17 protein-coding genes are annotated in these 21224 nt (G+C 46.7%); 9 read left to right on the top strand and 8 right to left on the bottom strand.

Annotated elements, in window-relative coordinates:
* Nucleotides 1-12: 12 nt before the first annotated feature.
* A complete protein-coding gene (gene gyrB, locus ACWYU8_RS20050) occupies nucleotides 13-2430 on the top strand; it encodes a DNA topoisomerase (ATP-hydrolyzing) subunit B (RefSeq protein ID WP_457521519.1) in 2418 nt (805 codons plus the stop codon).
* A 571-nt stretch (nucleotides 2431-3001) separates the two neighbouring features.
* Nucleotides 3002-3439, top strand: coding sequence for an Hsp20 family protein (locus tag ACWYU8_RS20045; protein ID WP_457521518.1), 438 nt, complete (start codon nucleotides 3002-3004; stop codon nucleotides 3437-3439).
* Nucleotides 3440-3527: 88 nt separating this feature from the next.
* Here ACWYU8_RS20045 and ACWYU8_RS20040 read toward each other — a convergent pair whose 3' ends face one another.
* The 4 genes from ACWYU8_RS20040 to glyQ all read right to left on the bottom strand — a co-directional run bounded on the left by ACWYU8_RS20040 (nucleotide 3528) and on the right by glyQ (nucleotide 10322).
* The gene (locus tag ACWYU8_RS20040; protein ID WP_457521517.1) at nucleotides 3528-4781 is read right to left on the bottom strand and encodes a valine--pyruvate transaminase; all 1254 of its coding nucleotides are present in this window, start codon (nucleotides 4779-4781) and stop codon (nucleotides 3528-3530) included.
* A 228-nt stretch (nucleotides 4782-5009) separates the two neighbouring features.
* Entirely contained in the window at nucleotides 5010-7094 is a 2085-nt protein-coding gene (locus tag ACWYU8_RS20035; RefSeq protein ID WP_457521516.1) for an alpha-amylase, read from the bottom strand.
* 226 nt (nucleotides 7095-7320) lie between these two features.
* Nucleotides 7321-9387, bottom strand: coding sequence for a glycine--tRNA ligase subunit beta (gene glyS / locus ACWYU8_RS20030; RefSeq protein ID WP_457521515.1), 2067 nt, complete (start codon nucleotides 9385-9387; stop codon nucleotides 7321-7323).
* Between the two features lie 14 nt (nucleotides 9388-9401).
* A complete protein-coding gene (gene glyQ / locus ACWYU8_RS20025) occupies nucleotides 9402-10322 on the bottom strand; it encodes a glycine--tRNA ligase subunit alpha (protein WP_457521514.1) in 921 nt (306 codons plus the stop codon).
* 483 nt (nucleotides 10323-10805) lie between these two features.
* Here glyQ and ACWYU8_RS20020 point away from each other — a divergent pair, with 483 nt between their 5' ends.
* Both ACWYU8_RS20020 and ACWYU8_RS20015 read left to right on the top strand, forming a co-directional pair.
* Entirely contained in the window at nucleotides 10806-11360 is a 555-nt protein-coding gene (locus ACWYU8_RS20020; protein WP_457521513.1) for a TMEM165/GDT1 family protein, read from the top strand.
* Nucleotides 11361-11569: 209 nt separating this feature from the next.
* Entirely contained in the window at nucleotides 11570-11830 is a 261-nt protein-coding gene (locus tag ACWYU8_RS20015; RefSeq protein WP_457521512.1) for a hypothetical protein, read from the top strand.
* A gap of 33 nt (nucleotides 11831-11863) precedes the next feature.
* Here the strand turns inward: ACWYU8_RS20015 and tusA are convergent, their stop codons facing one another.
* Nucleotides 11864-12112: a sulfurtransferase TusA gene (gene tusA / locus ACWYU8_RS20010; RefSeq protein WP_457521511.1), complete on the bottom strand. Its 249-nt coding sequence runs from the start codon at nucleotides 12110-12112 to the stop codon at nucleotides 11864-11866.
* A 140-nt stretch (nucleotides 12113-12252) separates the two neighbouring features.
* On the opposite strand from tusA, the gene ACWYU8_RS20005 reads away from it, so the two are divergent.
* The gene (locus tag ACWYU8_RS20005) at nucleotides 12253-12435 is read left to right on the top strand and encodes a hypothetical protein (RefSeq protein ID WP_457521510.1); all 183 of its coding nucleotides are present in this window, start codon (nucleotides 12253-12255) and stop codon (nucleotides 12433-12435) included.
* Between the two features lie 164 nt (nucleotides 12436-12599).
* A complete protein-coding gene (locus ACWYU8_RS20000; RefSeq protein ID WP_457521509.1) occupies nucleotides 12600-13541 on the top strand; it encodes a LysR family transcriptional regulator in 942 nt (313 codons plus the stop codon).
* A gap of 44 nt (nucleotides 13542-13585) precedes the next feature.
* Here ACWYU8_RS20000 and acuI read toward each other — a convergent pair whose 3' ends face one another.
* From acuI to fadB, 3 genes are all read right to left on the bottom strand, one after another.
* Nucleotides 13586-14566, bottom strand: coding sequence for an acrylyl-CoA reductase (NADPH) (gene acuI, locus ACWYU8_RS19995; RefSeq protein ID WP_457521508.1), 981 nt, complete (start codon nucleotides 14564-14566; stop codon nucleotides 13586-13588).
* 257 nt (nucleotides 14567-14823) lie between these two features.
* A complete protein-coding gene (gene fadA, locus ACWYU8_RS19990) occupies nucleotides 14824-15999 on the bottom strand; it encodes an acetyl-CoA C-acyltransferase FadA (protein WP_457521507.1) in 1176 nt (391 codons plus the stop codon).
* Between the two features lie 15 nt (nucleotides 16000-16014).
* Nucleotides 16015-18186 carry a fatty acid oxidation complex subunit alpha FadB gene (gene fadB, locus ACWYU8_RS19985; protein ID WP_457521506.1) on the bottom strand — a complete coding sequence of 724 codons (2172 nt, stop codon included), beginning with the start codon at nucleotides 18184-18186 and terminating at the stop codon, nucleotides 16015-16017.
* 273 nt (nucleotides 18187-18459) lie between these two features.
* Between fadB and ACWYU8_RS19980 the strand changes: the two genes are divergently transcribed.
* The 3 genes from ACWYU8_RS19980 to hemG are packed head-to-tail and all read left to right on the top strand — an operon-like array spanning nucleotide 18460 to nucleotide 21124.
* Nucleotides 18460-19083: a YigZ family protein gene (locus ACWYU8_RS19980; protein WP_457521505.1), complete on the top strand. Its 624-nt coding sequence runs from the start codon at nucleotides 18460-18462 to the stop codon at nucleotides 19081-19083.
* A 46-nt stretch (nucleotides 19084-19129) separates the two neighbouring features.
* Complete coding sequence (locus ACWYU8_RS19975) at nucleotides 19130-20587, top strand: TrkH family potassium uptake protein (RefSeq protein ID WP_457521504.1); 1458 nt, start codon at nucleotides 19130-19132, stop codon at nucleotides 20585-20587.
* Between the two features lie 9 nt (nucleotides 20588-20596).
* Entirely contained in the window at nucleotides 20597-21124 is a 528-nt protein-coding gene (hemG, locus tag ACWYU8_RS19970; protein WP_457521503.1) for a menaquinone-dependent protoporphyrinogen IX dehydrogenase, read from the top strand.
* Nucleotides 21125-21224: the final 100 nt, after the last annotated feature.

The raw sequence follows: 21224 nt of genomic DNA, 5'->3' as shown, positions 1-21224 counted from the left end.
AGAGAGAAACTCATGTCTGAAAATTACGATTCATCGAGTATTAAGGTACTGAAGGGTCTGGATGCGGTACGTAAGCGTCCAGGTATGTACATCGGCGATACGGACGACGGCACCGGTCTTCACCACATGGTTTTCGAAGTGGTGGATAACTCAATTGATGAAGCGTTGGCAGGTCACTGTAAAGACATCGTTGTGACAATTCATGAGGACAACTCGGTTTCCGTTAGCGATGATGGTCGTGGCATTCCAACTGAAATGCACGCAGAAGAAAAAGTATCAGCGGCAGAAGTTATCATGACGGTACTTCATGCTGGTGGTAAGTTCGACGACAACTCCTACAAAGTCTCTGGTGGTCTGCACGGAGTGGGTGTTTCTGTAGTAAACGCACTGTCTGAAAAAGTCGAACTGACGATTAATCGTGGTGGTCATATCCATAGCCAGACTTACCGTCATGGAGAACCTCAGGCACCACTGGCTGTTGTGGGTGATACTGATAAAACTGGTACGAAAATTCGCTTCTGGCCAAGCGCTGAGACGTTCACTAACACCGAATTCCATTACGATATTCTGGCAAAACGTCTGCGTGAACTGTCGTTCCTTAACTCTGGCGTCTCTATCAAGCTGTTTGACGAGCGTGAAGAAGACAAGCATGACCACTTTATGTACGAAGGTGGTATTCAAGCCTTCGTTCAACACCTGAACACCAACAAAACACCGATCATCGAGAAAATCTTCCACTTCAATCTTGAGCGTGAAGACGGGATTTCAGTTGAAGTTGCTATGCAATGGAATGATGGTTTCCAGGAAAACATCTACTGTTTTACCAACAACATCCCACAACGTGATGGTGGTACTCACCTGGCGGGCTTCCGTGCAGCGCTGACGCGTACACTGAATACCTTTATGGATAAAGAAGGATTCTCGAAGAAAGCGAAAACTGCGACGTCAGGTGATGACGCGCGTGAAGGTTTGACTGCAGTCGTATCTGTAAAAGTGCCAGATCCAAAATTCTCAAGCCAGACCAAAGACAAACTGGTTTCATCTGAAGTGAAGTCGGCGGTTGAATCTTCAATGGGTGAGAAGCTGTCTGAGTTCCTGGTTGAAAACCCGTCTGAAGCGAAAATGGTTTGTTCGAAAATCATCGACGCGGCACGTGCTCGTGAAGCGGCTCGTAAAGCACGTGAAATGACTCGTCGTAAAGGCGCATTAGACCTTGCTGGTCTTCCAGGTAAACTTGCAGACTGTCAGGAAAAAGATCCGGCACTCTCTGAACTCTACATAGTGGAGGGTGACTCTGCGGGCGGTAGTGCTAAGCAGGGGCGTAACCGTAAGAATCAGGCAATCCTGCCGCTAAAAGGTAAGATCCTGAACGTAGAGAAAGCGCGTTTCGATAAGATGCTGTCTTCTCAGGAAGTTGCAACGCTTATCACGGCACTGGGTTGTGGTATCGGTCGTGACGAATACAATCCGGACAAACTGCGTTACCACAACATCATCATCATGACCGATGCGGACGTCGATGGTTCTCACATCCGTACGCTACTGTTGACATTCTTCTACCGTCAAATGCCAGAGCTGATTGAGCGCGGCTACGTGTACATCGCTCAGCCACCACTGTACAAAGTGAAGAAAGGCAAACAAGAACAGTACATCAAAGATGAAGATGCGATGAACCAATACCAGGTGTCATTAGCATTAGACAATGCATCGCTACACGTAAACGCAGAAGCACCAGCTCTTGCGGGTGAAGCGTTGGAAAAACTGGTTCAGCAATACAACGCGGGCGTAAAACTGGCGGATCGTATGAGTCGTCGTTACCCAAGTGCACTGATGCATGAGCTAGTTTACACGCCTCGTCTGACAGCAGAACTGTGTCATGACGCAGCAGCGGTAGAAGCTTGGACTAAGCAGTTAGTTGAGCAACTTAACGCGAAAGAAGTGGGTGCAAGTCAGTACAGCTTCGAAGTAGAGCAGCATGCTGAGCTAGCTCTAAATCTGCCGAAGATTATTGTGCGTACTCACGGTGTGACCCACAAGCATGTTCTTAGCATCGATTTCCTAAATTCGAAAGAGTACAGCAAACTGGCGGATCTCTCTGAAGCGTTAGATGGCCTGATTGAAGAAGGTGCATACATCAAGCGTGGTGAGCGTACTCAGCCAGTCTCTAGCTTTGCAATTGCGCTAGATTGGCTGATTAAAGAATCTCGTCGTGGTCTAAGCCTGCAGCGCTACAAAGGTCTTGGTGAGATGAACCCGGATCAGCTATGGGAAACCACCATGGATCCTGAAACTCGCCGCATGATGCAAGTAACGATTGAAGATGCAGTAGGTGCAGATCAGTTGTTTACAACGCTAATGGGTGATCAAGTTGAGCCGCGTCGTAACTTCATCGAAGAGAACGCACTGAAGGTTGCTAACCTAGACGTGTAGTCGAAAACTCGCAACTCATTGTGATTAAAAACGTCATCTCGAAAGAGGTGGCGTTTTTGTTTTTGGAAAAGGTCCTAGGGGGCTAGGTCCTAGGTTCTAGAAGTGTTTGCGGTAAGTTCATTTAGAAGAGCAAACTTAGGTGCTTGCTGTTTTGGAGGACAGAATACGGAGCGCTTCGCTTACGGAAGGGGTGAACATATTCAGTATTCAGTATTCGTGTTTTTCCCTAGGACCTAGGATTCTAGAACCTCAAAATCCATAAATAATTTTCTTTTTAACCCTTGAAAGCACATTTCCAGACCTTATATCTAGAAATGAAGAGGTTAGCTGGCTTGCTAGAGACTAGAAGTTCAGCCCTCTGCAATCGCTAAAACCCGATCGCTCAGAAGAGGATACGTGGTCTTAGCAACAAAATTTAACCCTAAAGATTCCACATCATGTCTCCGTGCTGAAGATAACAGCCAGCGGAATGATAAGAATCGCTTAGCTCTGCGCTGGTTTTTGCATAACCTCGTTTTTTAGATGACCGTCATCTGGGCTAAGACTATTGCTTGAATAAGAGGATAGATTTATGCGCAATGTAGATTTCTCACCACTATACCGTAATGCTATTGGCTTCGACCGTCTGCTAAACCTGATGGAAGCGGGCTCTGCGAAGAACTCTTCCGGCGGTTACCCTCCATACAATATCGAACAAAAAGATGAGCACAACTTCCGTATTACTATGGCTGTTGCGGGCTTTGCTGAAGAACATCTGGATCTGACCCAAAACGAAAACATGCTGATTGTGAAGGGTGAGCGTCAAGCGGAAGAAGGTAAAAACTACGTTTATCAAGGTATTGCAGAACGCGATTTTGAGCGTAAATTCCAGCTAGCGGACTACGTGAAAGTGACTGGCGCGTCGATGGAAAACGGCCTGCTACATATTGATTTGGTTCGTGAAATTCCGCAAGCGATGCAACCACGTAAAATTGCTATCGGCGGTGGCAACCTGCTGGAAAACAATTAATCCGCAAGTTACTGCACTATAGAGTGAGAAAGAGCGCCTTCCGTAATGGAAAAGGCGCTCTTTTTAATTCGTTCTTTTGAAATTTTATCTATTTAACTTCGCGGTACGCCTTCTCAACTTCTTCTGCGATAATCGCGATGCCTTTCTGCATCATCTCGTCATCTTGAACGTAGTTCATGCGCAGGCATTGATGAGCATGATCCCATTCATCTTCCTGACCGATAAAGAAGTATTCGCCCGGAACAATCAATACCCCACGCGCTTTCAGGCGTTGGTACAATTCCATCGTAGTGATAGGGAGTTCATCAAACCATAGCCATAAGAAGATTGCACCTTCAGGCTTATGAATACGGAAACGTTGGTCGGTAATAGCTTGTTGCAAAAGCTCTACGGCGCGTTGCGACTTCTGTTTGTAGAAGGGCTTAATGACATCTGAACTCAGTTTAAGTAGATCGCCATTGCCAATGATATGGTTGGCTATAGCAGGGCCCACGCTGCCTGGTGCTAAGCTGATAATACCATTCATATTGGTCAGAGCCTGAGTGATTGCTTCACTGGCAATCACAATGCCACAGCGTACGCCCGGTAATCCTAGTTTAGATAGGCTCATGCACAGAATCGTATTGTCATTCCAGAAGGGTTCAACATCTTCAAAAATGATGTTCGGGAACGGCAGGCCGTAGGCATTATCGATGATCAGCGGGATGTTGTTTTCACGCGCCAGCTTATCTAATTTACGAATTTCTTCGTCAGTTAACACGTTTCCTGTCGGGTTGGTTGGGCGCGACGCACAGATAGCAGCGATGGAGTCATCAACTTTTAGCTGTTCGAAGTCAACGTGGTATTTAAACAGACCATTGTCGAGTAACTCAATTTCTGGGTGGTAAGAGATAAAAATATCTTCATCAATACCCGCATCCCCGTAACCAATGTACTCTGGCGCGATAGGCAGCAATACCTTTTTATGCGAACCATCAGGTTGTTGGCCAGCGAGCAGGTTAAATAGGTAGAAGAAACCGCTTTGGCTGCCATTAGTCAGACTAATGTTCTTTTCGCTGATGTCCCATCCGTAAGTTTCGCGGAAGAGCTGAGCCAGCGCTTTGATAAACGCATCTTTACCCTGAGGTCCGTCATAGTTGGTCAGTGCAGAAATAAGCTCCCCGCTGGCGAGCATTTCCTCACAGGCTTGGTGAAAGTAATCGAGCATGGCAGGAATGGCGGCTGGATTGCCTCCGCCGAGCATGATGGCACCTGGCGTACGCAGACCATCATTCAAATCATCCATTAACTGTGTGATACCTGAATACTGATTAAATTTTTCGCCAAACTTTGAGTACTGCATGTTTACTTATACCTAATTCATTGTGATTGCTTTGTATGTAATCGTACTGATTGAGCATCAGCTTATAGTGTAATCGTTGACCTTACCCTAATGTTATTCCGACGCAAAGTGTGAATTAGCTCGAAGAAGAAAAAAGTGTCTGTTCAGACCAGATGAATGGATTATAAAGCGAAAAGAGGATTAAAAAGGGAAGCCTACGCTTCCCTTGCTGGTGGAGAGATGGATATGCTACTCGCCAGTATAGACGATGAGCACCTTATCATCTTGATATTGACGCTCGAAGGCGTAGTAACCTTCCTGATTACGCGTGATGTGCTGACCTTGTGCCACTGCTGGATGGCGTTTGCGGAACTCGCCCAGTTTTTGCCAGTGCTGCAGTAAGTCTTCACGTTCGCCATGAATCTTATCCCATGGCATGTCTGAACGGGTACCTTGATGGGTATCAGAGCCGGTATGACCAAAGTCGCGGGCAACTTCATCTCCGTAGTAGATTTGCACCGCGCCTGGTGTCAGCATTAACGCGTTTGCTGCGCGCGCCTGATCATCGAAACTGCGGCTACGTGCAGACCAGAACAGTTGAGTATCGTGAGAAGATAGGTAACTCAACACGTTGAACTGCGGGTCGTTATTGATTTGCTCCGCGTAACGTCGGTAATCACTATCGAGGCTCGCAAAACACTTCAAAGCTTTCGGTGCCACGTCTGTTTGGAATTCAAAGTTGATAATTGAATCAAAGCCGTTATCGAAGTATGGGCTTTTCACCACGCTGTGTGCCCAGACTTCGCCTGTCATCCAGAATGGTAAATCGTCCAGCGCTTTATCCGGGTTGTTTTGCTTCCACTCTGCCAGAGCTTGTGTGGTACTGGTCTTCAATTCTGACCACGCTTCCATTTCCACGTGTTTCGCGGTATCGACGCGGAATCCATCAATGCCGTAATCACGTACCCAATCGGATAACCAGGTGATCAAGTGCTCACGTGGGGTTTTCTGCTCATCGCGAGCGCTGGTGTCTTTATTACGGAAGAAATTTGGCAAGCCGGTTTTCTGGGTCGACTCGGTTTTCAGATCCGGTAAGTAGTTCAGAGACATGGTGATGTCGTTGTACCCAGGTGCATCGTAATTGCCGATGTCGGTTCGAATCCAGGCTTTGCCCCACCATTTTTCCCACGCTTCACCGTCACTGTACTTGATGTAATCGTTGAAGCTATGCCAACTCTGGCCCGATTTTGGTTGCCAGTCTGTCCATTTTTCACCAAGTACTTTTTTTGCTTCCTGCTCATCAAGATAAAGCTGACCAAAGCCAAATTCCTGCATGTCGGCTAAGGTTGCATAGCCGGTATGGTTCATTACCACGTCCCAAACAATGCGGATGCCTTTTTTGTGCGCGGTATCGATGAAAGTACGCAGCTCTTCTTTCGTGCCCATGTTGGCGTCAAGTTTGGTCCAGTCCTGATGATAGTAACCGTGATAGCCATAGTGTTTGAAGTCACCTTTATCACCGCCGCCTACCCAGCCATGAATTTGCTCCAGTGGTGAGGTTATCCAGATGGCATTCACGCCCAGTGATTCAATATAATCGAGTTTTTTGGTCAGGCCCGCTAAGTCGCCACCGTGGAAGGTCCCGATCTCGTATTGGCCGTCTTTACTGCGACCATAGCTGTTGTCATTGTTCGCGTTACCATTGTAAAAGCGATCCGTCATGACGAAGTAAACCGTCGCGTTATCCCAACTGAATGGTTTGTCAGCTTGCTGGTCTACTTTTTCTAACAGCAGCAGGCCCTGACTCATCGGTCCCGGCTGAAGAGTTACAGTGCCGTTCGTTACTGTGATCTCTTGGCCGGAAAGTGCATCCCGAACCAAGGTGCCATCACTGAAGGTCTCGCCCACATTAATGGTTTTTGCTGTATCTGTGGCGACAGGGCAAGAGTAAGCCAAACTTTGAGATTGTTGTGGCTTGATCTTCACTGTGAGCTCGTTGGTCTTTGGGTTCAGCGTAAACTGGTAAGTATTGGCTTTGAAAATGTGCAGCGGCATATTAGCGTCAGTTGCACAGTAATCCATTTTTAATGGCGTATTGAATTTGATCCGGCTTTCTTCCGCCAGTGCGAAGCTACTGCCACAGCTCTGCTTGCTGTCGGCGATAGTAAAGGTGTAATTGCCTTTCTCCAGTTTTTGCTCCGCAATAAGTAAGCCTTGCGCATTCTGTTCAAACACGGCTTTGTCTTCACCGACGCTCAGTACAATGGCATTTTCTGGTATTTGGCTACAGGCACTGAGCAGACCGATAGAGAGTGCGAGAATTGTTTTTTTCATTGTTTCCTTCCCCCGAATAAACAGCCCATTTATAACAAAAAGGTACCTCTACAATCCGAGCGGTGTACCAACAAGTTAAACGTCTCTCACCCTACAAATTTTTGTCTTGTTCACAAAATGAATAATAAACTTCTCTAACATCAGAATGTTGGCAACAAAAAAGGGGAAGCATCCGCTTCCCCTTTGGTTTTCTTGTGATTTATTCTTCAGCTTGTAATCAGGTGACTTACTTTTGAAGAAGAGATATGTCGGCAACCTGTAGGAACAGGTTACGTAGGTTATTCAATAACGTCAGACGGTTCTTCTTAAGTGCTTCATCGTCTGCCATTACCATTACGTTATCGAAGAACGCATCTACTGGCTCGCGCAGGTCAGCAAGTTTGCTTAGGGCTTCTTGGTAGTTACCGGTCGCAAAAGCTGGCTCAAGTGCTTCAGTCATCACTTCAACGTTTTCTGCCAGTGCTTTCTCTGCGTCTTCCTGTAGAAGCGCTAGGTCGATCTCTTGTGCTAGTTCACCGTCGAATTTAGCCAGAATGTTGCCAACACGTTTATTCGCTGCTGCCAGAGATTCTGCCGCTTCTAGCGCACGGAAATGAGATACTGCTTTCACGCGTTGATCGAAGTCTGCTGGTTTGGTTGGGTGACGAGCCAAAACTGCCTGAATGATGTCTACGCTGAAGCCTTCATCTTGGTACCAGGCACGGAAGCGGCCAAGCATAAACTCAATGACTTCTTGCTCAACATTGTGGTTGGTCAGCTTATCACCGAACAGCATTTTCGCTTCTCGTACTAAATCAACCAGATCAACGTTGTAACCGTACTCAACGATAATACGCAGTACACCTAGTGATGCACGACGAAGTGCAAATGGGTCGCTGCCTTTAGGAGCCTGACCGATACCAAAGATACCAACGATAGTATCAAGTTTATCTGCCATCGCTACCGCAGTTGATACGCCGTCAGTTGGTAAATCGTCACCAGCGAAACGCGGCATGTACTGCTCGTTTAGTGCAACTGCAACCGCTTCGTCTTCACCGTCATGGCGCGCGTAGTGCATGCCCATCACACCTTGTGTGTCGGTAAATTCGAATACCATAGAAGTCATCAGGTCACACTTCGCCAGTAGGCCAGCGCGGGTTGATTTTTCTACGTCGGCACCGATTTGTTTCGCGATGTAGCCTGCTAGCGCCGCGATACGGTCGGTTTTATCTTTGATCGTGCCAAGCTGCTTCTGGAAGATAGCGTTTTCCAGTTCAGGAAGGCGGTCAATCAGAGGACGTTTGCGGTCTGTATTGAAGAAGAACTCTGCATCAGCAAGACGCGGACGTACTACCTTTTCGTTGCCTTCGATGACGTAACGAGGTTCTTTCGATTCAATGTTCGACACGAAGATGAAGTTAGGCAGTAGTTTTTTATCTGCTGAGTAAACAGGGAAGTATTTTTGGTCACCTTTCATGGTGTAAACCAAGGCTTCCGCTGGTACTTTCAGGAACTCTTCTTCGAATTTCGCGGTAAGTACCACAGGCCATTCAACCAGAGAGGTCACTTCTTCTACCAGGTCATCTTCCAGATCCGCGATACCACCAACTGCCGCCGCTGCTTTTTGAGCGTCTGCAAGGATAATGGCTTTACGCGCTTCGTAATCTGCCAGAACTTTACCGCGCTCTTCAAGAATTGCAGGGTATTGATCAGCAGAATCGATAGTGAACTCTTTTTCACCCATGAAGCGGTGACCACGGATAGTACGGTCAGACTGTACGCCAAGGATTTCGCCTTCGATAAGATCTGCACCCATCAGCATGGTCAGCGTTTTTACCGGACGGATAAACTGAGTCGTTTTGTTACCCCAGCGCATTGGTTTTGCGATAGGCAGGTTTGCCAGTGCTTTTGCCGCTAGCTCTGAAACGATATCAGAAGTTGGCTGACCTTTAACTTCTTGATTAAACAGCAGCCATTCGCCTTTGTCAGTCACCACGCGATCGGCTTGGTCAACAGTGATACCACAACCGCGTGCCCAGCCTTGAGCCGCTTTCGTTGGGTTACCTTCCGCGTCGAATGCAGCAGAAACAGCAGGGCCACGCTTTTCAACGATTTTATCTGACTGGCTTTCTGCCAACGCTGCCACTTTTAGTGCCAGACGACGAGGTGCTGCGAACCATTTTACGCCTTCGTGAGTAAGCTCTGCGCCTTTTAGTTCGGCTTCGAAGTTTGCTGCAAATGCTTCAGCCAGAGTACGAAGTTGCGTTGGTGGTAGCTCTTCTGTACCCAGCTCGATTAGAAATTCTTTTGCCATGTTTCTCTCTTCCCTTACGCGTTTTCTTCTTTCTTGCACATTGGGAAGCCAAGAGCTTCACGTGATGCGTAGTATGCTTCTGCCACAGACTTAGTCAGGTTACGGATACGCAGGATGTAGCGTTGACGCTCAGTGACTGAGATCGCTTTACGTGCGTCCAGTAGGTTAAATGCGTGACCTGCTTTTAGGATGCGCTCGTAAGCCGGCAGTGGAAGAGGTTTTTCAAGCGCGACAAGCTGTTGACACTCTTTCTCGCATTGCTCAAAGAAACCGAATAGGAAATCAACGTCAGCGTGTTCGAAGTTATATGTTGATTGCTCAACTTCGTTTTGATGGTAGATATCACCGTAAGTGACTTTGCTTCCGTCTGGCGCGATGTTCCAGATTAGGTCGTAAACAGAATCTACTTCCTGGATGTACATAGCTAGACGCTCGATACCGTAAGTGATTTCACCCGTTACAGGTTTACACTCAAGGCCGCCAACTTGCTGGAAGTACGTAAACTGAGTTACTTCCATGCCGTTTAGCCACACTTCCCAGCCCAGACCCCATGCACCCAGCGTTGGGTTTTCCCAGTTGTCTTCTACGAAACGAATGTCGTGTACAAGTGGGTCAATACCAAGAATTTCAAGAGAACCAAGGTACAACTCCTGGATATTGTCTGGCGATGGTTTTAGCGCTACTTGGAATTGGTAGTAGTGCTGAAGACGGTTAGGGTTTTCACCATAACGGCCATCAGTAGGACGACGTGAAGGTTGTACATAAGCTGTCGACATTGGCTCTGGGCCAATTGCTCGCAGACAGGTCATTGGGTGGGAGGTACCCGCACCAACTTCCATATCGAGTGGTTGAACAATCGTACAACCATTTTGAGCCCAATAATCCTGCAGCGCGAGGATCATTCCCTGGAAGGTTTTGATATCGTATTTTTGCATAAGTCAGGTTCGCGCGATTCTCTTGTTACTCGTTAATTCGCTGTCTATGCCGAGTTTTACAACTCTAACAAGGGCGATAAGGAGTAATTACGGTTGAATAAATTAACGATCAAGTATACCCAGATATTGAGCATGGGAGTAGCGATAATCTTGATTAATTCGTGGGCGATTTTCTACTTTGATGGATTTTTACCGAGTTATCTGCGGTTTTTTTCCTAATAGGGAGTTTTCGTCTGATTTGATGCTTGAGATACGTAACAAGGTTGGCTAGAATTGCGTCTGTCTTTGGGGAGTAGCTTACCTGATGAATGTTCGATTCATCCGGTTCGTTCGTCAACATAATTGGTGCAAAATCACCATGGCGCTCGAGACTCGAAGCCCTTCGAGTTTAGCAAGACCTTAGACAAATCATCACGAACCGGGGCGGGGCGTGAGGTTTGTCTACGGTTAAATATAATAATCCCAGCCCCAAAAGAGCATGTCGTGAGCGTTTTAGCTATTTCAATTACTACTGTCGCGTTAGCAGAAATTGGCGATAAGACCCAATTGCTATCGTTGTTACTTGCCAGTCGATACCGTAAGCCGGTTCCTATCATTGCAGCAATCTTTTTAGCCACTATTGCTAACCACGCTTTGGCTGCATGGTTAGGTGTTGTGGTGGCCGATTACCTGTCTCCTGAAGTTTTAAAATGGGTGCTGGTGGTCAGCTTCGCTGCCATGGCGGCTTGGGTTCTTATCCCTGATAAACTTGATGACGATGAAGAAATCTCCAACCGGGGCCCATTCATTGCCAGCTTTATTGCCTTTTTTGTCGCTGAGATCGGTGACAAAACCCAAATCGCAACCTCAATTCTCGGTGCGCAGTACGCTGATGCCTTGAGTTGGGTGGTGTTAGGTACGACGATTGGTATGTTGCTGGCGAATGTCCCTGTAGTTCTGATTGGTAAGCTGTCAGCGGACAAAATGCCTCTGGGGCTTATTCGTAAAGTGACCGCCTTTTTATTCGTGTTATTGGCGGTTGGTGCTGCATTCTTCTAATTTACGTTCGAGGACAAAGCAAACTATAGAGGGAGCTTTGTTCACGAAATGTCGATGAAAATGGTGCTAATTATCAACAAGTAGCGAAATCGTGGCTTATTTCAAACTCTGGCTTAAAATCGTTCAGTAGCGTGACGAGAGGCATATTAGTGTCATACTTGTCATGGTAGTTTGTATATTGATGTGAATGATAGCGAGAGGGCAAGTTTATGCTTACACGTTACATGGGGATGACCCCAAAAAGTCAGAGTTATTTATTCACTTTTGGTTTGGCGCTGTGCTTGTTGGCATTGGCGCTGACCGATATGTGGTTACCGATTGTGGCGGGAACTTTCGTTCTTACCGGTTTAACGGTAGAAGCGTGGATTCGGGTTGCTCATATCATACCGATGCATGAAGAAATGCGGGCAATGAAGAAACAGATCAACAAGCTACAGTCAGAACTTCGCACCTTAGAATATGACGAATAAACAAACGGCAGCCCAAAAGGCTGCCGTTTTTGATTATTCCAACCCTTTCTTGATCAGATATTGATAGGGCAGTTGCTCTGTTTGTTCTGCAATCAACTGGTGATCCATAAAACGGCAGAAACTCGGAATATCTCGAGTTGTTGATGGATCGTCCGCTTTTACCAGCAATATTTCACCATCTTGCATGTTGCGAATTGTCTTCCTGACCATCATCACTGGCTCCGGGCAGCGCAGTCCTTCTGCTTCTAATGTCTTGGTTGCCAGTTCAGGATTAAAGCTCATAGTGTGATTCTCGTAGCTAACTTGGTGATGAATTTTACGTTCGTGGAAAAAATATTCAATAACCACTTGGCAAAATGTTATTTTTGATTTACCTTAAATTAACAAATTGGTAACAAGTGGTATGAAAGGGGCGATAAACGATGCTGACAGCGTTAGACAGACTTACGATTTACTCAGTTCTGTGTTTTATCTCTTTCTGTGGATTAGTACTCAGAGCTCCAGCTGAAACATCACTACTGCCTCTTGTAGGCGTGATTGCGACGATTATTGGTATTTGGATTGAGGTGCATCAATGGTTAGATGCATCCGAGCAAGAAAATTAGATCTGCTCTTTCAATCAAAATACATAGCAACTTTCACCAGCTTATTACCAAGCACTTCATTCCGACACTATCCCCATTTTTTCTTGGGCTTCCCCGCTGAAAGGCGGGATTTTTTTTGCCTGAAGAGTACAATTCATTAAACCCCTTCATCATATATGGTCATTGTGGAATTAGAAGACATATATCGCCGAGATTTGAATTTGTTGGTCGCACTGCGTGTTCTGATCGAAGAAAACAGTGTTAGTAAGGCGGCAAACCGTCTGAATTTGAGCCAGTCGGCGATGAGTCGAGTGCTTGGTCGACTGCGTGATTTGCTGGGTGATCCGCTTTTTACGCGGGAGGGACAGCATTTGATCCCAACACAGAAAGCGCTGGAAATTGATCGCTCGTTGGGCGAACCATTAGAGTCGTTACGACAACTGCTTTCTCCGGTTGAATTCGAACCGTTGCAATGTGATCAGACATTCACGATTGCAACAACAGACTACGCGATGCAGACCATATTGCCGTTTGCCTTGCCGCGTATTTATCAGGAAGCGCCCAATGTGTCGTTCCATTTTCTGCCCTTGCAGCACGACAGGCTGTCAGTTCAACTGACATATGAAGGTGCCGATCTTGCTATTTGTCGACCTACCGGTCCTGTAGAGCCACTGCGTAGTGAAATATTAGGCCGCGTAGGAGTGCTGTGTTTGTTATCGAAACAACACACTCTGGCGGCTAAAGAGATGAGTCTGGATGGTTACCTAAGTTTTCCTCACGCAATGATTGCCATCAGTGATGGTGTCAATGCACTTATAGAGCAGGCTTTGATCGATAAGCCTGCGCGTAAAATGGTCTTGCGTGCTTATCATTTGGAAGCGGCACTGGCGATTGTTGACACCCTGCCTATCATTATCACGGTTCCGGCTGACCTGGCGTATTTAGTGGCTGAACGCTATGACCTGATAGTTAAACCTTTGCCGTTTGAATTTACTCCGTTTGACTACTCGATGATCTGGCATGCGCGCTGTGAGCATTCACCTGCTCAGGAATGGTTGAGAGGCATAGTTAAAGAAGAATGCGGGCGTTTGATTGCCAAGCGTATCGAAGATATGGGACTGGGTTGATCTAAAAAGAGCCAGCAATGCTGACTCTTTTGTAATTGTAGTGCTTAAAGTTTGATAACTACTCGTCCGGTGACCTGGCCGTTAGTGATGTCTTCTGCGTACTTTGGCGCTTCTGCCAGTTCGGCTTCGGTACAAGCTTGCTCAAAGTAGCTATCAGGTAATATCTCAACCAGCTTTTCCCATGCCGCGATGCGTTTTTCAGTCGGGCACATCACGGAGTCCACACCTTGCAGACGCACATTACGCAGGATAAATGGCATTACCGTTGTTGGCAGGTCAAAACCACCCGCTAGGCCACATGCGGCGACTGCGCTGTTGTAGTCCATCTGTGCCAATACTTTTGCCAGCACTTTGCTGCCGACAGTATCTACGGCACCCGCCCAGATTTGCCTTTCAAGCGGGCGAGCCGGTTCTTCAAATTCAACGCGGTCGATAATGCGACTTGCGCCCAGTTTTTCTAATAACGGGCCGTTTTGTTCTACACGTCCTGTTACGGCTGCTACTTTGTAACCTAGTTGAGCCAGAAGTGTTACCGCCACTGATCCCACACCACCACTTGCGCCAGTGACAAGGATTTCGCCCGCTTCTGGTTTGATGTCTGCATCAAGCAGTGCTTGAACACACAGCATAGCGGTGAAACCTGCGGTACCGACCATCATGGCTTTTTTGCTGTCTAACCCTTTTGGTAGTGGTACTAACCAATCTGCTTTTAAACGAGCACGTTGCGCCATACCACCCCAGTGATGTTCACCTACGCCCCAGCCTGTAAGGACTACTTTGTCGCCAGCTTGGTAACGTGCATCTTCAGAGCTTACCACTGTACCTGCCAGATCAATGCCCGGAACCATTGGGAAATGACGGATGATTTTACCTTTACCTGTGATAGCTAAACCGTCTTTGTAGTTTAACGATGAATAGTCAACGTCAATCAGAACGTCACCTTCCGGCAGTTGAGATTCATCCATTTGTTCGATGTTGGCGATAGTACGTTTGTCTTCTTGGTTTAGAACTAGAGCATTAAACATGAGGTTCTCCGAGTGAGCGGTAGTGTGGCTGAGACGCCACAGCAGCAAGATATTAACTGCCTCTAAGTGTATGTCTTGTTTGATTATGAATAAAATGAAAGTTCATCATTTAATCTATGCGTTTTGTGCATCTATTGCTTACAACTTAAAAATAAAAGGGCGACATAGGATGTCGCCCTTAAGTCTAATACTAAATTTCTTTAGCATTAGTGCATTTCATCAGGTTGCCGAGTGGATCACTATGGGTCTTCAAATACCTAAGGTCTTTCAAAAACAGTAGCGATACCCTGACCAAGACCGATACACATGGTTGCAAGCCCGTATTTCGCGTCTTTTGCTTCCATCAGGTTGATCAATGTTGTTGAGATGCGAGAGCCTGAACAGCCTAGCGGATGGCCAAGAGCGATTGCACCACCATTCAGGTTCACTTTTTCATCCATCACATCAAGCAGACCCAGGTCTTTAGCACATGGCAGAGACTGCGCCGCGAACGCTTCGTTTAGCTCGACTACGTCCATATCTTCGATAGACAATCCCGCGCGTTTCAGTGCTTTTTGTGTCGCTGGTACCGGACCGTAACCCATGATGGAAGGATCGCAGCCTGCGATTGCCATGCCTTTGATGCGTGCGCGGATCTTCAAGCCAAGCTCGTTTGCTTTCTCTTCACTCATGATCAGCATTGCCGATGCGCCATCTGAAAGTGCAGAAGACGTACCTGCGGTAACGGTGCCATTTGCTGGATCGAATACCGGACGAAGTTGAGACAGGCCTTCCACTGTTGTTTCTGGACGAATGACTTCATCGTAGTCGAGAGTAAATAATGTGCCGTCTGCCGCGTGACCTTCTGTTGGCAGGATTTCGTTCTTAAAGCGACCTTCCAGAGTTGCAGCTTGAGCACGAGCATGGGAGCGTGCAGCAAACTCGTCTTGTTGCTCGCGGCTGATACCGTGTAGTTTACCCAGCATTTCTGCCGTTAAGCCCATCATGCCTGCTGCTTTTGCTACGTTTTTTGCCATGCCAGGGTGGAAGTCCACGCCGTGGTTCATAGGTACGTGCCCCATGTGCTCAACGCCACCAATCAGACAGATTTCAGCGTCACCTGTCATAATGGCACGCGTACCGTCATGCAGTGCCTGCATTGATGAGCCACACAGACGGTTTACGGTAACGGCACCAATTTCAATTGGCAGGCCAGCCAGCAGTGCTGCGTTACGTGCAACGTTAAAACCTTGTTCCAGAGTTTGTTGTACACAGCCCCAGTAGATGTCTTCTATCTCACTTGGGTTTACTTGTGGGTTGCGTGCCAGAATGCCTTTCATCAGGTGTGCAGAAAGGTCTTCAGCACGAGTATTACGGAAAGCGCCACCTTTAGAGCGACCCATTGGGGTACGTAGACAATCTACTACGACAACATTTCTTGTTTGATTAGTCATTTTGGGAATCCCTCCTTAGATAGAACCTTGCTGCTGTGCGCCGTAGAAGCTTTCGCCTTTAGCCGCCATATCAATCAGCATTTGCGGTACTTGGTACATCGCGCCTAACTCTGCGTATTGTTTTGCCATTTCGATGTATTCAGCAATTCCAACGCTGTCTAGGTAGCGGAACGCACCGCCGCGGAATGGAGGGAAGCCCAGACCGTAAACCAGAGCCATATCCGCTTCTTGAGGCGTGGCGATAATGCCTTCCTGCAGACACAGTACCACTTCGTTGATCATAGGAATCATCATACGTTGAATGATGGTCTGCTCGTCGAAGTCTTGTTTATCCGCACATACGTCAGCCAATAATGGCAAGATTTCTTCAGAGAAGGTCTTCTTCGGTTTGCCTTTTTTATCAACTGAATAGCTGTAGAAGCCACTGCCATTTTTCTGGCCAAATTTGTTGGCTTCAAACAACGAATCAATCGCGTCGCGGCCTTGTTTGCCCATGCGTTCTGGGAAGCCTTCAGCCATCACCGCTTGTGCGTGGTGAGCGGTATCAATACCGACGACGTCAAGCAGGTACGCCGGACCCATCGGCCAGCCAAACTTACGTTCCATGACTTTATCAATTTGAGTGAAGTCCGCACCGTCACGAAGTAACATGCTGAAACCACCGAAGTATGGGAACAGTACGCGATTAACGAAGAATCCAGGGCAATCATTCACTACGATTGGCGATTTACCCATTTTCGCTGCGTAAGCCACAACACGGTTGATGGTTTCATCCGACGTTTTTTCGCCACGGATGATCTCAACCAATGGCATACGATGTACCGGGTTGAAGAAGTGCATACCACAGAAGTTTTCTGGGCGTTTTAGTGACTGAGCCAACAGGTTGATTGGAATGGTTGATGTGTTTGACGTGATAACCGTATCTTCGCCAACGTTTTGCTCGACTTCGCTTAGTACTGCTGCCTTCACTTTCGGGTTTTCAACCACTGCTTCAACAATCACATCTGAGTTTTCGATGCCAGCGTAGTGCAGGCTTGGTGTGATAGAAGCAAGGATGCCAGCCATCTTGAAGCCGTCCAGACGACCAGTCTCGAGACGCTTGTTAAGCAGTTTAGACGCTTCGTTCATGCCCAGATCCAATGAGGCTTGAGCGATGTCTTTCATCAGTACAGGCACACCTTTCAGTGCTGATTGGTAAGCGATACCGCCACCCATAATACCTGCACCAAGTACTGCAGCACGTTTAGTGTCTTTATTTGCTGATTTCGCGGCTTTTTTAGCGATGCCTTTGATGTATTGGTCGTTGAGGAACAGGCCAACCAGAGATTTTGCTTCTTCTGATTTTGCCAGCTTAACGAAGTGTTTGCGTTCAACATCCAGCGCTTCATTACGTGCGAAGCGTGCCCCTTCTTCAATAGTAATGACAGAAGTCATTGGTGCTGGGTAGTGTGGACCTGCTTTTTGTGCCACCAGGCCTTTCGCCATCGTGAAGCTCATCATCGACTCAAGCTTGCTTAGCGTCAGTGGTGATGTCTTTTGTTTACGACGTGCTTGCCAGTCAAGTTTCTCATTGATTGCAGAAGTCAGTGTCTGCAGAGCGGATTCATATAGAGATTCTGCTTCTACCACCGCATCTAACAGGCCAAGACTCAATGCTTCGTCAGCACGGCAAGCTTTACCTTGAGTGATGATTTCCATTGCATTATCCGCACCGATAACACGAGGCAGACGTACACAACCGCCAAATCCAGGCATGATACCAAGCTTGGTTTCTGGTAGACCAATGCTGGTGGTTTTATCACCGATACGCATGTCTGTAGCTAACACACATTCACAACCACCACCAAGAGCGTGGCCCTTAATTACTGAGATAGTTGGGACTGGCAGGTCTTCAAGTTTGTTGAAAATGCTGTTAGCAAATTGGAGCCACTGATCCAGCTCTGCATCTGTTTTCGCAAACAGACCTAAGAATTCGGTGATGTCCGCGCCTACAATGAACGCGTCTTTATCTGAAGTAAGCATTAAGCCTTTCAGACCTTGGTGTGCAATAAGTGCATCAAGGGCTTTATCCAGCGACTCAAGTGTCTCTAGATCGAGCTTATTTACGGATTTTGGTGAGCAGAAAGTAAGCTCTGCAATACCATTCTGTATTTCCTTTACCTGTAGGGTTTCGGCTTGGTAAATCATTGTCTATCTCCATGACATACAATCTGGGATTGTCTGTATACCTATTTAAATGGTGCTACCTTCCTCGTAAAAATAGCCTCGGAAAATAGGTATCGAGGAAGTGTTTTATTGTAATTCTGGCTTGACCATTGATGTTAGTTTTGATCGGCGAATGTTTAATTTCAATACATTTTTCAAACAAGTGTTTAACATTGTGCGCTGGGACAGATCTTGTGCGACTCGTCAATCACTCTCGTGATAAACTTCAGATAAAGAGACAAGTGACCTAATTCTATGAATGACCAGCCTTATTTAGTACCAGCGGAACCTACTCAGTTTGAAGAAGAGATCAAAAAGAGTGTGTTTATTACTTATCTTGCTCATACGCCTAGTATTGAAGCGGCCAAAACGTTTGTGGAGCAAATAAAAGCAAAGCATGCGGACGCGAGACATAATTGCTGGGGGTTTGTTGCGGGAAGGCCTGAAGATTCGATGAAATGGGGTTTTAGCGACGATGGTGAACCATCAGGTACTGCGGGCAAGCCTATTCTGGCACAGTTGTCTGGATCTGGAGTTGGGGAAATTACTGCCGTTGTCACTCGTTATTCTGGTGGAATCAAGTTAGGCACAGGCGGTCTGGTCAAGGCTTATGGTGGTGGTGTTCAACAAGCGCTCAAGCAGCTTCAAACTATTGAGAAAAAAATCACCACAAAACTCAGACTAGCGTTAGACTATGGATTCATGCCTATCGCACAATCTGTTATGCCTCAGTTTGGGGCGGTGGAAGTTGATGCTGAATACAGTGATCAGGTCGTGCTGGTGGTAGAAATCGAACTTCGTGAAGTGAGCGGATTTACCCAAGCTATCATCAATAAAAGTGGGGCAAAGGCAATTGTTACCCCGCTAGACGGAAAATAATGAAAAAGAGTAAGCGACAGGGACAGCTTCGCTAGTCAATCAATCCATGCAATTTCGTTCAATTATTCGAATCGTCGGGCTATTGCTCGCGCTTTTTAGTGTCACAATGCTCGCGCCCGCACTCGTCGCGCTTACTTATCGAGATGGTGCGGGTGTCTCTTTTGTCACGACCTTTTTTGTTCTGCTGCTTTGCGGAGCCGTTTGCTGGTTTCCAAACCGTAGGCATAAGCATGAGCTAAAAGCGCGTGACGGATTCCTTATCGTAGTCTTATTCTGGACAGTATTGGGTAGTGCGGGCTCCATTCCTTTTTTGATCGCTGATAATCCTAATATATCGGTTACGGACGCTTTTTTTGAGTCATTTTCCGCTTTGACGACCACTGGTGCGACGGTGATTGTTGGTCTGGATGAATTACCCAAAGCGATCTTGTTCTATCGCCAGCTACTCCAGTGGTTCGGTGGTATGGGGATCATCGTATTAGCGGTTGCGATTCTGCCCGTGCTAGGTATCGGTGGTATGCAGTTGTATCGAGCTGAAATCCCGGGGCCAGTAAAAGATACCAAAATGACACCACGTATTGCCGAGACGGCCAAGGCGCTCTGGTATATCTACTTAAGCCTGACGATTGCATGCGCGATGGCGTTTTGGTTGGCGGGTATGACACCGTTTGATGCAATCAGCCACAGTTTTTCGACCATCGCGATTGGCGGGTTTTCAACTCACGATGCGAGCATGGGGTACTTCGATAGTTACGCAATCAATCTCATCACGGTCGTGTTTTTGCTGATTTCCGCATGTAACTTTACCTTGCACTTTGCGGCATTCTCATCTGGTGGTGTGCATCCGAAATACTACTGGAAAGATCCCGAGTTTCGCGCCTTCATCTTTATACAGGTGCTGCTGTTTGTAGTCTGCTTCTTATTATTACTTAAGCACCACTCATACACGTCCACTTATGATGCTTTCGACCAAGCGTTGTTCCAAAGTGTCTCCATTTCTACGACCGCTGGGTTTACAACAACTGGCTTTTCCGACTGGCCATTGTTCTTACCTGTGCTTCTGTTGTTCTCATCTTTTATTGGTGGATGCGCTGGTTCGACTGGTGGTGGAATGAAAGTAATCCGTATTTTACTGCTCACGTTACAAGGGGCGCGTGAGCTTAAACGTCTGGTTCACCCGCGTGCGGTCTACACCATTAAAGTTGGTGGTACTGCGCTACCACAACGAATTGTTGATGCCGTTTGGGGGTTTTTCTCTGCGTATGCATTAGTTTTCGTTGTGTGTATGTTGGGTCTAATTGCAACTGGTATGGACGAACTGAGTGCATTCTCGGCTGTCGCTGCAACATTGAATAACCTTGGCCCAGGGTTAGGCGAAGTGGCGGTGCATTTTGGTAATGTGAATGACAAAGCAAAATGGGTACTGATTGTCTCAATGTTGTTTGGTCGTCTGGAAGTCTTTACCTTACTCATTCTACTCACGCCGACGTTTTGGCGTAGTTAAGGGGAAATCGTGGCAAAAGCGTTGTTCTTATATTCTTCCCGTGAAGGGCAAACAAAGAAAATCTTCCACTATATAGAAGAGAAGTTGACGGACTTCGATTGTGATTTAGTGGATCTACATAATGTAGACACTATTGATTTCGAACCCTATGACAAAGTGCTGGTTGGTGCTTCTATTCGTTATGGGCATTTGAATAAGAAGTTGTACCAATTTATTGAACGCCACCTTAATCAACTGGAAAAGCATAAAGTTGCTTTCTTCTGTGTGAACCTAACGGCACGTAAAGAAGACCAAGGTAAAGATACGCCAGAAGGCAGTGCGTATATTCGTAAGTTCTTGATGAAATCACCCTGGAAACCAGAGTTAATAGGCGTGTTTGCTGGCGCCCTTTATTATCCACGCTACGGATGGTTCGACAAAATGATGATTAAGTTCATCATGTCGATGACAGGTGGAGAAACGGATACAACGAAAGAGGTGGAATACACCAACTGGGAAAAAGTGACTCTTTTCACGGATAAATTCAAAGAACTGTAGAAATAACGTGCTCTTTTAGGTGTTTTTGATGCTATTTCATTCGAATGATAGAAAATTCAAAAAAAACCTGAAAAAGGGCTTGCCAATGTGATCGCAATCT

This window comes from Vibrio limimangrovi, from assembly GCF_054064025.1.
The sequence above is the reverse complement of the archived record's forward strand: the minus strand, read 5'-3'. Positions and strand labels throughout refer to the sequence as shown.

Bases quoted from the DNA above. Each gene is read 5' to 3' on its own strand.
- tusA (WP_457521511.1), bottom strand. From the start codon at position 12,112: ATGAGCTTTAATCCTGAACTGGCAACCAAGACATTAGAAGCAGAAGGA.
- ACWYU8_RS20045 (WP_457521518.1), top strand. From the start codon at position 3,002: ATGCGCAATGTAGATTTCTCACCACTATACCGTAATGCTATTGGCTTC.
- fadA (WP_457521507.1), bottom strand. From the start codon at position 15,999: ATGACTAATCAAACAAGAAATGTTGTCGTAGTAGATTGTCTACGTACC.
- ACWYU8_RS19975 (WP_457521504.1), top strand. From the start codon at position 19,130: ATGCAATTTCGTTCAATTATTCGAATCGTCGGGCTATTGCTCGCGCTT.
- glyS (WP_457521515.1), bottom strand. From the start codon at position 9,387: ATGGCAAAAGAATTTCTAATCGAGCTGGGTACAGAAGAGCTACCACCA.
- ACWYU8_RS20035 (WP_457521516.1), bottom strand. From the start codon at position 7,094: ATGAAAAAAACAATTCTCGCACTCTCTATCGGTCTGCTCAGTGCCTGT.
- ACWYU8_RS20005 (WP_457521510.1), top strand. From the start codon at position 12,253: ATGCTGACAGCGTTAGACAGACTTACGATTTACTCAGTTCTGTGTTTT.
- fadB (WP_457521506.1), bottom strand. From the start codon at position 18,186: ATGATTTACCAAGCCGAAACCCTACAGGTAAAGGAAATACAGAATGGT.
- acuI (WP_457521508.1), bottom strand. From the start codon at position 14,566: ATGTTTAATGCTCTAGTTCTAAACCAAGAAGACAAACGTACTATCGCC.
- gyrB (WP_457521519.1), top strand. From the start codon at position 13: ATGTCTGAAAATTACGATTCATCGAGTATTAAGGTACTGAAGGGTCTG.
- glyQ (WP_457521514.1), bottom strand. From the start codon at position 10,322: ATGCAAAAATACGATATCAAAACCTTCCAGGGAATGATCCTCGCGCTG.
- ACWYU8_RS19980 (WP_457521505.1), top strand. From the start codon at position 18,460: ATGAATGACCAGCCTTATTTAGTACCAGCGGAACCTACTCAGTTTGAA.
- ACWYU8_RS20040 (WP_457521517.1), bottom strand. From the start codon at position 4,781: ATGCAGTACTCAAAGTTTGGCGAAAAATTTAATCAGTATTCAGGTATC.
- ACWYU8_RS20015 (WP_457521512.1), top strand. From the start codon at position 11,570: ATGCTTACACGTTACATGGGGATGACCCCAAAAAGTCAGAGTTATTTA.